This window comes from Marinobacter bryozoorum, from assembly GCF_023156245.1.
In the GTDB taxonomy this organism is placed as follows: domain Bacteria; phylum Pseudomonadota; class Gammaproteobacteria; order Pseudomonadales; family Oleiphilaceae; genus Marinobacter; species Marinobacter bryozoorum.
The window spans coordinates 217,143-229,609 of record NZ_JAKZAH010000003.1 but is presented as its reverse complement, the minus strand read 5'-3'; the positions used below and the strand labels follow the sequence as shown (position 1 = coordinate 229,609).

Sequence of the window (12,467 nt, the reverse complement as noted above, 5' to 3'; positions counted from 1 at the left end):
GAAATCGCCCTGGGAGTACCGGGCGGAACTGGCATCAAACGAATGAGGTGGTGTCCGGTTTAGCGGGGGCAACTACAGGCCTCAACCGGGGTATTGCAGGTCACCGGTGCCCGCTTTGACGATATTAACGTGGGGCCGACGGTCACCGACCCGGTGACTGAGGCGAATTTTCAAAGCACCCAGGCAACCTACGACCATCTCATTGGCGCCTCGCTGGCCAATCTGGACAACGCCCAGGAGTCCATCCTGCGCACCCAGACCGAAATCGGTGGCCGCATGAACCAGCTGGAGTCCACCGGCGACTTCCTGGAGAACTCGTCGCTCTATGCCAAGGACCTGCGTTCCCAGCTGCAGGATGTAGACTACGCCGAGGCGATCAGCAACCTGTCATTCCAGAGTTTTGTGCTGCAGGCGGCCCAGCAATCCTTTGCCCAGACCTCCCAGCTGTCGCTGTTTGACCGGCTGTAACCGGGCGCTGCGATTCAACCGTTTGCTTTCGGAAGCAGCGTCAGTATAATCCGGGCTCTCGACAACCGGGCAACCTGTGTGGCGGCGTGGTGAAATTGGTAGACACGACGGATTCAAAATCCGTTGGGGTAAAACCCGTGGCGGTTCGAGTCCGCCCGCCGCTACCATTCCTCATTGGCCCGGTGTATTCAGAATTCCGGCCTAATCAGGCCGGCCCCGGGTCCACCTGTCCATGAAAGTCTCTGATTTCCATTTTGAACTGCCTGACGAGCTGATTGCCCGTTACCCCATGGCGGAGCGCAGTGCGTCCCGCATGCTGTGCCTTGACGGCGTCTCCGGCACCATAGCCCATCGCCAGTTCCGTGACCTGCCGGATTTGCTGGAGCCCGACGACCTGCTGGTATTCAACGACACCCGCGTCATCCCCGCCCGCCTGTTCGGCACCAAGGATACCGGCGGTCGGGTAGAGGTGCTGGTGGAGCGGGTTGAGGCCACTGACACCGTGCTTGCCCATGTGCGAGCCTCCAAGGCACTCAAGCCCGGCCAGCGGGTGGTGCTGGAAGACGAATCTGCACTGGTCATGCTCGACCGTGACGATGCGTTGTTCCGGCTGAAAACGGAGTCCGGCGAAGCCATGCTGGACCTGCTGGAGCGGGCAGGGCACATGCCCCTGCCGCCCTATGTGGACCGCCCGGACGAAGGTAGTGACCGGGAGCGTTACCAGACCGTCTATGCCCGGGAGGCTGGCGCCGTTGCCGCGCCGACGGCAGGGTTGCACTTCGATCAGTCCATTTTTGACCACCTTGCCGACAAGGGCGTTGCAACAGCTTTCGTGACCCTGCACGTCGGTGCGGGTACTTTCCAGCCCGTGCGTGTGGATAAGGTGGAAGACCATGTAATGCACAGCGAGGTGGCCACGGTGCCGGAAGCCACGGTTGAGGCTGTCCGGGCCGCCAGGCAGCGGGGCGGACGGGTTATCGCCGTCGGCACCACCTCGGTACGGTCACTGGAGTCTGCCAGCCGGGGCGGGGTGGTGCGTCCGTTCCAGGGGGAGACCGATATCTTTATCCACCCGGGCTACCGGTTCCAGACCGTGGACGGGATGGTTACCAATTTCCACCTGCCGGAATCCACCCTGATCATGCTGGTGAGCGCCTTCGCCGGCTACCACCACACCATGTCGGCCTACCGGGAGGCGGTGGCAGAACGCTACCGTTTCTTCAGTTACGGCGATGCGATGTTTATCACCGGCCAGGAGCCCAGCCTTGGGGCGCTTGCCGGACCAGGAGCCTGAGATGCGCGACAACTGTTTCCTGTCATTCGAAAAACTCGGTGAGGACGGCAAGGCCCGTCGTGGCCGGCTGACCTTCCCCCGCGGTGTGGTGGAAACCCCGGCCTTCATGCCCGTGGGTACCTACGGCACCGTAAAGGGCATGCTGCCAAGGGACATCGAGGCCACCGGTGCCCAGATCATTCTTGGCAATACCTTCCACCTGATGCTGCGCCCCGGTACCGAGGTCATCAAGGCCCACGGCGACCTGCACGATTTTACCCAGTGGCAGGGGCCCATACTCACCGACTCCGGTGGCTTCCAGGTGTTCAGCCTCGGGGAGATGCGCAAGATCACCGAGCAGGGGGTCAGCTTCCGCTCGCCGGTGGATGGCTCGCCGGTGGAGCTGAATCCGGAAATTGCCATGCAGGTCCAGCGGGACCTGGGCTCCGATATCGTGATGATCTTTGATGAGTGCACGCCGTACCCGGCCACCGAGAAGCAGGCCCGGGAGTCCATGGAGATGTCCCTGCGCTGGGCCGCTCGCAGCAAGGCGGCTCATGGCGACAATCCGTCTGCGCTGTTCGGGATTATCCAGGGTGGCATGTACAACGACCTGCGTCAGCGCTCACTGGATGGCCTGGTGGACATTGGCTTTGACGGCTATGCCATCGGGGGGCTGTCAGTGGGCGAGCCCAAGGAAGAGATGATTGCAGTGCTGGACTACCTGCCGGCACGAATGCCGCAGGACCACCCCCGCTACCTGATGGGCGTCGGTCGCCCGGAGGACATTGTGGAAGCAGTGCGCCGGGGCGTCGATATGTTCGACTGCGTGATGCCCACCCGCAATGCCCGTAATGGTTACCTGTTTACGTCTACCGGGATCATCAAGATCCGTAATGCCGCGCACCGCCATGATACGTCACCGCTGGATGCGGAATGCGATTGCTATACCTGTTCACATTTTTCGAGAAGTTATCTGCATCATCTTGATAAGTGTGGTGAAATGCTGGGTTCGCAATTGAATACCATCCACAATCTTCACTATTACCAGAAGGTGATGGCCGGATTGCGTGGGGCTATTGAAGCAGGTACATTGTCCGACTTTGTGGAATCCTTCTACGCCAAGCGTGGCCTGCCTGTGCCGCCCCTGGCCGGCGGCTGAACCTCCACGCACCCGTATTCATTGCAGAACTATCAACGGAGATATCCTATGAAAGCAGTAAAAGCCATGCTGGCCACCCTCCTGGCCGCCGCCGTGCCGGGTGTTGCCCTCGCCCAGGACGCCGCCCAGGGTATGGGTGTTATGGGTCAGGTGATTTTCTTCGGTGGTTTCATCCTGATCTTCTACCTGCTGATCTGGCGCCCCCAGTCCAAGCGCGCCAAGGAACACAAATCACTGATGTCCGGCCTTAACAAAGGCGACGAAGTCGTAACCTCCGGCGGAATCGTTGGCCGGATTACCCGTGTTACCGATGACTTCATCGTGCTGGAAGTGGCCGACAACGTGGAACTGAAAGTTCAGAAGGTTGCCGTAGGCGCGGCCCTGCCGAAGGGCACTCTGAAAGACATCTGAACACACTGACCAGGGAGGCCGCTGCGGTTACGGCGGTCCGGTTGCGGTCAAGAAAGGGCTCCTATGCTGAACAAGTATCCGCTTTGGAAAAACATACTGATCCTGGTCGTTCTGGCGATCGGGTTCGTCTATGCCTTGCCGAACGTATTCCCCGATGACTACGCCGTGCAGATCACCGGCGCCCGCAGTGGCACCGAGATCAGCCAGCAGACTGTTGATCGGGCATCGGAGGCACTGGAAAAAGCCGGCATCACCATCAAGGGCGTTGATCGGGAAGAGCGCAGTGCGCTGATTCGCGTGAACAGCTCCGATGACCAGCTCCAGGCGCGGCCCATTGTTCAGCAGGCCCTGGGGGACGAATTCCTCGTCGCCCTGAATATGGCCGAGTCTACACCTGAGTGGCTGCAGGCCCTTGGCGCTGGCCCCATGAAGCTGGGCCTTGACCTTCGCGGTGGTGTTCATTTCCTGCTGGAAGTGGATATGGAAACCGCCGTAGAGCAGCGCCTCGAGGCCACGGCCAGCCAGATCAAGCGGGAACTGCGGGAAGAGCGTATCCGTTACCGTGGTGGTGACGTGTCTGGTGGCAACCAGATCGAGCTGTCCTTCCGCAGTGAGGCAGACCGTTCAGAAGCCTTCGATATCATCCGCGACCGTTACAATGAATTCCTGCTGGACGAGACAACAGAGGGTGAGAACTTCCTTCTCAACCTGAGCCTGTCCGAGCAGGAAGTGCAGCAAATCCAGGACTATGCGATTGAGCAGAACCTGACCACTATCCGCAACCGGGTTAATGAGCTGGGTGTGGCCGAGCCACTGGTCCAGCGTCAGGGCGCTGACCGGATTATCGTTGAATTGCCTGGCGTACAGGACACCGCCCAGGCCAAGCGGGTGCTTGGCGCAACCGCCAACCTGGAGTTCCGCCTCGCCGCTAGACAGGATGCGCCTGCGGCTTCTACGGAAAGCTATCCATTCCGGGATGAGCCAGGTCGTACTGCCCGCCTGGAGCGGGAGGTGATTGTCACCGGTGAGAATGTCTCCAACGCCAACCAGGGTTTTGATGAAAACGGCATGCCGCAGGTCAACATCACCATGGATGGTGTGGGCGGTGACCTGATGACCCGGGCTACCCGTAATGCCGTCGGCCGTGGTATGGCCGTATTGTTCATCGAGTTCCGCACCGAGATGGAACAGGAGGTGGTTGACGGTGAGGTGGTTACCCGTGAAGAGCGGGTTGAGGAAACCAGTATCATTTCCCTGGCCACTATCCAGTCAACGCTGGGCTCCAGCTTCCGGATTACGGGGCTTGATTCCATCCATGAGGCGTCAGAACTGGCCCTGTTGTTGCGCGCCGGTGCGCTGGCAGCGCCCATGTACTTTGTCCAGGAAAGGACCATCGGCCCGAGCCTCGGGCAGCAGAACATCGACGCCGGCTTCATGTCGGTCGTGGTCGGTTTCTGCCTGGTACTGGTGTTCATGGCGGTTTTCTACCGGGCCTTCGGCCTTGTCGCGAACGTGGCCCTGACTCTGAACCTGATGCTGTTGCTGGCCTGTATGTCGATCATTTCGGCCACGCTGACCTTGCCGGGTATAGCCGGTATCGTACTGACGGTGGGCATGGCCGTAGACGCCAACGTCCTGATTTTTGAACGTATAAGAGAAGAGTTGCGAGAGGGTGTGTCGCCCCAGTTGGCCATCAATGCCGGCTACTCACGGGCCTTCGTGTCCATTGTGGACGCGAACATCACCACCTTCCTGGTAGCGATTATCCTGTTTGCCATGGGCTCCGGCCCGGTGAAGGGCTTCGCCGTTACCCTCAGCATCGGCATCCTGACCTCGCTGTTCACTGCGCTGGTCGTCAGCCGGGCGATGGTTAACGCCATTTACGGAGGCCGGAAGGTCGAATCCCTCGCGATCGGAGGCAAGCTGGCCAATGTCTGATACTCGCACCGAAAAATTCGACTTCATGAGCCTGCGCAAGCCGTTTGCCGCTATCTCGGTACTGCTTGTGATTGCATCGATCGTATTGCTGGGCATGCGCGGCCTCAACTTCGGCCTGGACTTCACCGGGGGCACCTCGGTGGAACTGGAGTATGCCGAGGCGCCGGAGCTCGATGATGTACGTAGTGGCCTGACCGAGGCCGGCTACGACGGCTTCGTGGTACAGAACTTCGGCTCCGATACCCTGGTGCTGATCCGCATGCAGGAAGCTGGCGACGACGAACTCGGGCCGCGTATCCTGGCGGACGTCCAGGAACGCTCTGACACTGAAGTGGAGCTGGTCAGCTCGGAGTTCGTTGGCTCCCAGGTGGGGGACGAGCTCAAGGAAAACAGTGGCCTCGGCATGTTGCTGGCCCTGGCGGTGGTGCTCATCTATGTAGGCATGCGCTTCCAGTTCAAGTTTGGTATCGCCTCGGTCATTCCGCTGGCCCACGATGTGATCATCGTGCTGGGTGTATTCGCCCTGTTCCAGTGGACCTTTGACCTTACGGTGTTGGCCGCCTTGCTGGCGGTTATCGGTTACTCCCTGAACGATACCATCGTGATCATGGACCGCATCCGGGAGAACTTCCGCAAGCTGCGCATCGATGACCCGGAGGAGACCGTCAACCTCTCCATCCACGAGACCATCAACCGGACGATCAATACGTCCCTGACAACCTTGCTGGTGCTCATGGCCCTCTATTTCCTGGGCGGGGAGGCGATCAACAACTTTGCCCTCACGCTGGCTATTGGTGTCATCGTCGGTACCTACTCATCCATCTATGTGTCAGCCAACCTGCTGGTTGCCCTGGGTGTGACCCGCAGTGACATGGTTGTGCCCCCGAAAGAGGGTGTTGCCGGCGAGGGTGAGGAGGACGAAGAACCGCCTGAGTGGCTGAACCGCATGTAATGGGCGAAGCGCACGGGTCCCGGCGGTCTGTCGTCCCGCCGGGGACCGGTAAGCAAACCCGGCACACACAAAAAAGCCGGGCTGGAGATTCCAGCCCGGCTTTTTTGTATTCACGTCGCCCTTTCGGGTCAGCGTGGCAGTCTGGCCTGGAACGGCCGCAATGTGCGGAGTACTTCCCGGATCAGCTTGGGGTTGGCAATGGCCAGTTGGCGGGTGTCGCCAGAGGAAGGGTTGCCAGAGAAGTCACTGCTCAGTACGCCGGCTTCATTTGCCAGCGCCAGGCCAATATCCAGGTCCTCCTGGGAAGGACGGAACAGCACGGCCGCATCCAGGTGGCCGGCTGCCACCCGGGCAATATCCAGTACGCTGCAGCCAGTGCTGCGAATCTGCCGGGACTGGGAGGCCAGCTCCGCTGAAAGTTCGCCCCATACCAGGGGGTCTTCGACGCCACGGGCCTGGTCCAGAATGTTCGAGACCACGACGGCCTCGTTAAGGTGACGGGTCTCGCTGACCCGCATGCGGCGGCTGTTCAGTGCTGCGCCACGACCTCGGCTGGCAGAGTATTCCTCGCCGGTTACCGGGTTGATCATCAGCAGGTTGTCAGTGCGGCCGTCTTTTTTCTGTACCAGGGCGACAACAAAGTCCGGAATGCCTCGCAGCAGGTTGTCAGCTCCGATCACCGGGAAGATGTGCCAGCTCAGGGCGTGCCCGTCTGCATTGCCGTCTCCGGCGGGGGCAATATAGTGATCCTTGTAGGCTTTCTTCAGCTGTTCGGAAAAGTTCTCGAACATATTGCCGGTGATCCGCTCCAGCTGGCGCTGGCGATCATCGGCGGAATTGCCGGCGATATCCTGGCGTTCGAAATGGGCTTTCAGATAATCGGCACCCTGGCGCGCGACACGCAGGGCCATTTTTATGGCTGGTTGCATCGGAATCTTCAGTATCAGGAGTGATCAAAGGCGGGATGATAGCAAATCGCCGTCAACCCTTGAAACTTTTTCCGGTCCGTAAAGACACCCATGGCCGTTTTCCCGGGGCCTGTGTGTATCTGCGCCGTTAAAAAGTCGGCTCCTTCTGGTAACATGGCAGCTTGTTCCTGATCTCCTTTCTCCGCTTTCGGACCCAGACAGCCCATGCACAAACCCGCATTGCCAAGCACCTTTGACCTGCCCGCCCGTGACTATGTCCGCGTAGTGATGGTGGAAACATCCCATTCCGGCAACATTGGGGCGGTGGCCCGTGCCATGAAGAATATGGGGCTGGGCAATCTGTGGTTGGTGAATCCCTCGTCGTTTCCTGATGAGGCGGCCTATGCCCGCTCAGCGGGGGCATCCGACGTTCTTGATCACGCCACAGTGGTTTCCTCCCTTGAGGAAGCCATCGAGGACTGCGTGCTTGTGATGGGCACCAGTGCCCGGGGGCGCAAGGTGCCCTGGCCGGTAATGTCGCCAACCGATGCGGCGCGACAGGTGGGGGAGCACCAGGGGCGCGGGCAGGTGGCGCTGGTGTTCGGGCGGGAGAACAACGGCCTGAGCAACGAGGAGCTCCAACGCTGCCACGTGCATATCCATATTCCCACCAATCCGGACTACAGTTCACTGAATGTGGCCATGGCCGTGCAGGTGATGTGCTATGAGATTCGCATGGAGTGCCTGAGGGGGCTTGAAAACAGCGAAGACAACCCGCAGCTCAGGGCTATTACCGCACCCGGCGATGAAGGCTGGGATGTGCCAGCGGCTACGGCAGGGGAGCTGGAAGGCTTCTTCGCGCACCTGGAGAGCACGTTGGCAGAGATTGACTTCCATCGTCGGGACAAACCCCGCCAGCTGATGACCAGGCTGCGGCGGCTTTACCAGCGGGCCAGGCCGGATCAGATGGAGGTCCGCATCCTCCGGGGCATATTGACGGCGGTTCAGAAATCCACCTCTGCCACTGGCAGGGGCGATGGTGCACGCAAACAGGACCAGGCAGATGTTTGAACGACTCAAAGAAGATATAGGCAGCGTCTTTCACCGGGACCCCGCCGCCCGTAACACGTTCGAGGTCCTGACCAATTACCCCGGGCTGCATGCGCTGTTGCTGCACCGCTTTGCCCACCGCGTCTGGCGCGCAGACTTCAAGTGGCTGGCGAGGAGTATTTCCACCTTCTCCCGCTGGCTCACCGGCATCGAAATCCATCCGGGGGCCACCATAGGCCGGCGCTTCTTCATTGATCACGGAATGGGCGTCGTTATCGGTGAAACCACGGTTATCGGCGATGACGTGACCCTCTACCAGGGTGTTACGCTCGGGGGAACCAGCTGGAACAAGGGCAAGCGTCACCCGACCATCGGCAATGGCGTCGTCGTGGGGGCCGGAGCCAAGATTCTCGGGCCGTTCGAAGTGGGCGAGGGCGCCAAGGTGGGGTCCAACTCGGTTGTGACCAAGGCGGTGCCAGCAGGTGCGACCGTCGTGGGTATTCCTGGCCGGATCGTTGTGAAAACCCACGACAAGGACGATCGCCGCAAGGAGATGGAAGCACGGATGGGCTTCGATGCCTATGGGGTTACCGAGGAAATGCCGGACCCTGTAGCCCGTGCCATGCGCAGCCTGCTCGATCACATGCATGCGGTCGACGAGCGCATTGAGAAGATGTGCGCTGCCATCCACAAGGTCAACCAGGACTACGTGGACAACGGCAAACTGCCACCCCTGGACGCCGAGGAGTTCGATTGTGTAAGGGACGACGCCGTGGAGCCAGCGGGGCCCCGGGAGGACGACCGCAAGGAAGAGAGTGGTGCAGAGGGTCGCTGAATACTTGACCAAAACAGTTGGTCAATTCATACTCAGCGGCTGGAATTCCTGAATTTCTGAGCCGGGGCTGCCGTTATGCGACTGACTACCAAGGGCCGCTACGCCGTTACTGCCATGCTGGACCTTGCCCTCCATAGTGGTGAAGGGCCTGTCAGCCTTGCGGATATTTCCCGGCGCCAGGGTATCTCCCTCTCCTACCTTGAGCAGTTGTTCTCCCGTCTTCGCCGGGGAAAGCTGGTTAGCAGTGTACGTGGCCCGGGTGGTGGTTATCGCCTGAGTCGCTCCAGCGAGCAGGTATTCATCGCCGACGTGGTGGACGCGGTCAATGAGTCCCTGGACACCACCCGGTGCAGCCACAAAGGTGACTGCCAGAACGGTGAGATGTGCCTGACCCATCATCTGTGGTCTGATCTTAGCGACCAGATTCACCAGTTCCTCAGCCGCATCAGCCTTGCGGACCTGATGAACAAGCGTGAAATCCGCGCGGTGGCCGACCGCCAGGACGGCCGGACGCAAGAAGGCCAGCTGGCCGATACTATCAACACCGAGCGTCTGGAAGACCAGGCGCCCGCCTGACCTGAAACGAAGCATGAAAACACCGGTTTACCTTGATTACGCAGCAACAACGCCTGTGGACCCCGCCGTTGCCGAAACCATGGCAGGCTACCTGACACTTGACGGAGTGTTCGGCAATCCCGCCAGCCGGTCCCACGGTTATGGCTGGCAGGCGGAAGCGGCTGTTGAAAACGCCCGGCGACAGGTTGCCCAGTTGATCGGGGCTGATCCACGGGAGATTGTCTGGACCTCAGGCGCCACCGAGTCAGACAACCTGGCCATCAAAGGTGCTGTTGACGCCAATCGCAACCGGGATGTTCGTCCCCATATCATCACCTCATCGATTGAGCACAAGGCAGTTCTGGATACCTGCAGCTGGCTGGAGGCCCATGGGTGTGACGTAACCTACCTTGATCCCGATACCAGTGGCCAGATTGCTCCGGTCCAGGTAGAGCAGGCGCTGCGCCCGGAAACCCTCATTGTCAGCCTGATGCTGGTGAATAACGAGCTGGGAACCGTGAACGATATCGCTTCTATCGGCTCGATACTGCGGAATCGCGGTGTGCTGTTCCATGTGGATGCGGCGCAGGCAGCAGGTAAGATCCCGGTAAACGTTGGCGAGCTGCAGGCAGACCTGGTCGCGCTTTCGGCGCACAAGGTGTACGGTCCCAAGGGTGTGGGTGGCCTGTATGTAAGGCGCTCACCGGACGTGCGTATCGACGCACAGATTCATGGTGGTGGCCATGAGCGTGGCATGCGCTCGGGAACCCTGCCCACTCACCAGGTTGCCGGCATGGGCAAGGCCTTTGAGCTCGCCGGTGAGGTGCTTGCCAGTGAAGCGGCCCGACTTGAAGCGCTTCGCGGCCGGTTCCTGCAGGGCATCGCGGGTCTCGACGGGGTGAGCCTGAACGGTCACGAAACGGACCGGGTACCTGGCATTATCAACCTGTCCTTTGATGGTATCGAGGCTGAGTCACTCATGCTCGGGCTGCGGGAACTGGCCGTATCGTCAGGCTCCGCCTGCGCATCAGCGACAATGGAACCCTCCTATGTGCTCACGGCAATAGGCCTGAGTGAGGCCCGGGCGCACGCGGGTCTCCGGTTTTCCCTGGGCCGTTTTTCCTCGGAAGAAGAGGTGGATTTTGCGGCGGGCCAGGTCACGTCGGTGGTGCAGCGCCTGCGAGAACGCCGGCGTACTTCTGCGTGACGCCCTGCACCCGGATTACGAAGGGGCCCGCTGTTGGTAGGCAGCCGGCCCCTTACTGCGTATAATCTCAGGCCAGAATTTTCACCTGAAACCCAACTGGAGCAAAGATTATGTCCAACGAGCGCACGCTCTCTATCATCAAGCCGGATGCTGTTGCCAAGAACGTCATCGGCGAGATTTACTCACGCTTTGAAAAAGCCGGCCTGAAGATCGTAGCCGCCAAGATGATGCACCTGTCCCAGGAACAGGCAGAAGGTTTCTATGCCGAGCACAAGGAGCGTCCCTTCTTTGGTGACCTGGTTGCCTTCATGACCTCTGGCCCCGTTGTGGTTCAGGTACTGGAAGGCGAGGGCGCCATCGCCAAGAACCGTGACCTGATGGGTGCTACCAACCCGAAGGAAGCGGAAGCGGGTACCATCCGCGCCGATTTCGCCGAAACCATCGATGCGAACGCCGTGCACGGTTCCGACTCTGCGGCCTCCGCTGAGCGTGAAATCGCGTACTTCTTCAACGACAGCGAGATCTGCCCCCGCGGCTGATGCTGTCCGGGGCGGTCACCATCGCCCCGCCTGTTATCTGATCGAGACTGACCATGACTGCTGTTGTAGAAAAAACCAATCTGCTGGGAATGCCAAAGGCCAGGCTGGAAGCATTCTTTGAAACCCTGGGTGAGAAGCGTTTCCGCGCGACCCAGGTTTTGCAGTGGATTCATCAACGGGGTGTGGACGACTTCGATCAGATGACAAACATGAGCAAGGTCCTGCGGGAAAAGCTCAAGGAAGTTGCCGAAGTGCGTGGGCCGGAAGTGGTCTACGATGAGACTTCCAAAGACGGCACCCGCAAATGGGTCATGCGCATGGACTCGGGTAACAGCGTCGAAACCGTGCTGATTCCCGACGGTGAGCGGGGCACCCTGTGTGTGTCTTCCCAGATTGGCTGCAGCCTGGACTGCACCTTTTGTTCGACCGGCAAGCGGGGGTTTAACCGCAACCTGACTGCTGCGGAAATCATCGGCCAGGTCTGGGTTGCCCGCAAGGCGTTCATGCCGTTCGATCCTAACGCTGATCGCCCCATTACCAACGTTGTCATGATGGGCATGGGCGAACCTTTGCTCAACTTTGATAACGTTGTCGATGCCATGAACCTGATGATGGAAGACCTGGCCTACGGCATTTCCAAGCGCCGGGTAACGGTGAGTACATCAGGGGTGGTGCCTGCGCTCGATCGCCTGGGGGAAGTTTCCGATGTTTCGCTGGCGATTTCCCTCCATGCGCCGAATGATGAACTGCGTAACCAGCTGGTTCCGCTTAACAAGAAGTATCCGATTGCCGAGCTCCTGGCGGCTACCCGTCGCTACCTGGCCAGGTTGCCGGACAAGCGTAAGGCAACCATCGAATACACTGTCATTGAAAATACCAACGACCAGCCCGAACATGCCCGACAGCTGGCTGATGTCTTGCGTGGCCTGCCCTGCAAGATCAACCTGATTCCGTTCAATCCGTTTCCGGAAAGCGATTTTCGGCGTCCGAGCATGAATGCCACCCGTCGTTTCCAGAAAATTCTCAACGAAGCGGGTTACATCACAACCATCCGCACCACAAGGGGCGATGATATCGACGCCGCTTGCGGTCAGCTCGTAGGTCAAGTGGAAGACCGGACCCGGCGCAGTCAGCGCTATATCCCGGTACATCAGATGACTCCCTAACTA

Annotated in this window: 13 protein-coding genes and 1 tRNA gene; 13 read left to right on the top strand and 1 reads right to left on the bottom strand. The window is 59.9% G+C overall.

The annotated features are described in order from the left end of the window. Nucleotides 1–93 precede the first annotated feature (93 nt). From MLC59_RS03395 to secF, 7 genes are all read left to right on the top strand, one after another. Entirely contained in the window at nt 94–468 is a 375-nt protein-coding gene (locus MLC59_RS03395) for a flagellin (protein WP_248230826.1), read from the top strand. Nucleotides 469–548: 80 nt separating this feature from the next. After that, nucleotides 549–635, top strand: a tRNA-Leu gene (locus MLC59_RS03390). Nucleotides 636–700: 65 nt separating this feature from the next. Then, nucleotides 701–1,762, top strand: a complete 1,062-nt coding sequence (queA, locus tag MLC59_RS03385) for a tRNA preQ1(34) S-adenosylmethionine ribosyltransferase-isomerase QueA (RefSeq protein WP_248230824.1) — start codon at nt 701–703, stop codon at nt 1,760–1,762. Between the two features lie 19 nt (nt 1,763–1,781). Then, nucleotides 1,782–2,903, top strand: coding sequence for a tRNA guanosine(34) transglycosylase Tgt (gene tgt / locus MLC59_RS03380; RefSeq protein WP_248230856.1), 1,122 nt, complete (start codon nt 1,782–1,784; stop codon nt 2,901–2,903). A gap of 48 nt (nt 2,904–2,951) precedes the next feature. Beyond that, complete coding sequence (gene yajC / locus MLC59_RS03375) at nt 2,952–3,314, top strand: preprotein translocase subunit YajC (RefSeq protein ID WP_248230823.1); 363 nt, start codon at nt 2,952–2,954, stop codon at nt 3,312–3,314. 63 nt (nt 3,315–3,377) lie between these two features. Then, the gene (secD, locus tag MLC59_RS03370; protein ID WP_248230817.1) at nt 3,378–5,252 is read left to right on the top strand and encodes a protein translocase subunit SecD; all 1,875 of its coding nucleotides are present in this window, start codon (nt 3,378–3,380) and stop codon (nt 5,250–5,252) included. Continuing rightward, complete coding sequence (gene secF / locus MLC59_RS03365) at nt 5,245–6,204, top strand: protein translocase subunit SecF (protein WP_248230815.1); 960 nt, start codon at nt 5,245–5,247, stop codon at nt 6,202–6,204. The genes secD and secF overlap by 8 nt, the downstream gene beginning before the upstream one ends. A gap of 128 nt (nt 6,205–6,332) precedes the next feature. Here the strand turns inward: secF and MLC59_RS03360 are convergent, their stop codons facing one another. After that, entirely contained in the window at nt 6,333–7,133 is an 801-nt protein-coding gene (locus MLC59_RS03360; RefSeq protein WP_248230813.1) for an inositol monophosphatase family protein, read from the bottom strand. Nucleotides 7,134–7,337: 204 nt separating this feature from the next. Between MLC59_RS03360 and trmJ the strand changes: the two genes are divergently transcribed. The 6 genes from trmJ (at nt 7,338) to rlmN (ending at nt 12,464) form a co-directional block, all read left to right on the top strand. After that, a complete protein-coding gene (trmJ, locus tag MLC59_RS03355; RefSeq protein WP_248230811.1) occupies nt 7,338–8,183 on the top strand; it encodes a tRNA (cytosine(32)/uridine(32)-2'-O)-methyltransferase TrmJ in 846 nt (281 codons plus the stop codon). Beyond that, complete coding sequence (gene cysE / locus MLC59_RS03350) at nt 8,176–8,997, top strand: serine O-acetyltransferase (protein ID WP_248230810.1); 822 nt, start codon at nt 8,176–8,178, stop codon at nt 8,995–8,997. Before trmJ ends, cysE begins: the two co-directional genes overlap by 8 nt. Nucleotides 8,998–9,072: 75 nt before the next feature. Beyond that, nucleotides 9,073–9,573: a Fe-S cluster assembly transcriptional regulator IscR gene (gene iscR / locus MLC59_RS03345; RefSeq protein WP_248230809.1), complete on the top strand. Its 501-nt coding sequence runs from the start codon at nt 9,073–9,075 to the stop codon at nt 9,571–9,573. 13 nt (nt 9,574–9,586) lie between these two features. Further along, nucleotides 9,587–10,759 (top strand): IscS subfamily cysteine desulfurase, encoded by a 1,173-nt coding sequence (locus MLC59_RS03340; RefSeq protein ID WP_248230807.1) that lies wholly within the window; start codon nt 9,587–9,589, stop codon nt 10,757–10,759. A gap of 110 nt (nt 10,760–10,869) precedes the next feature. Beyond that, nucleotides 10,870–11,298 (top strand): nucleoside-diphosphate kinase, encoded by a 429-nt coding sequence (gene ndk, locus MLC59_RS03335; protein ID WP_248230805.1) that lies wholly within the window; start codon nt 10,870–10,872, stop codon nt 11,296–11,298. Nucleotides 11,299–11,351: 53 nt separating this feature from the next. Continuing rightward, on the top strand, nt 11,352–12,464 hold the full coding sequence (gene rlmN, locus MLC59_RS03330; protein WP_248230802.1) for a dual-specificity RNA methyltransferase RlmN: 1,113 nt from the start codon (nt 11,352–11,354) through the stop codon (nt 12,462–12,464). Nucleotides 12,465–12,467: the final 3 nt, after the last annotated feature.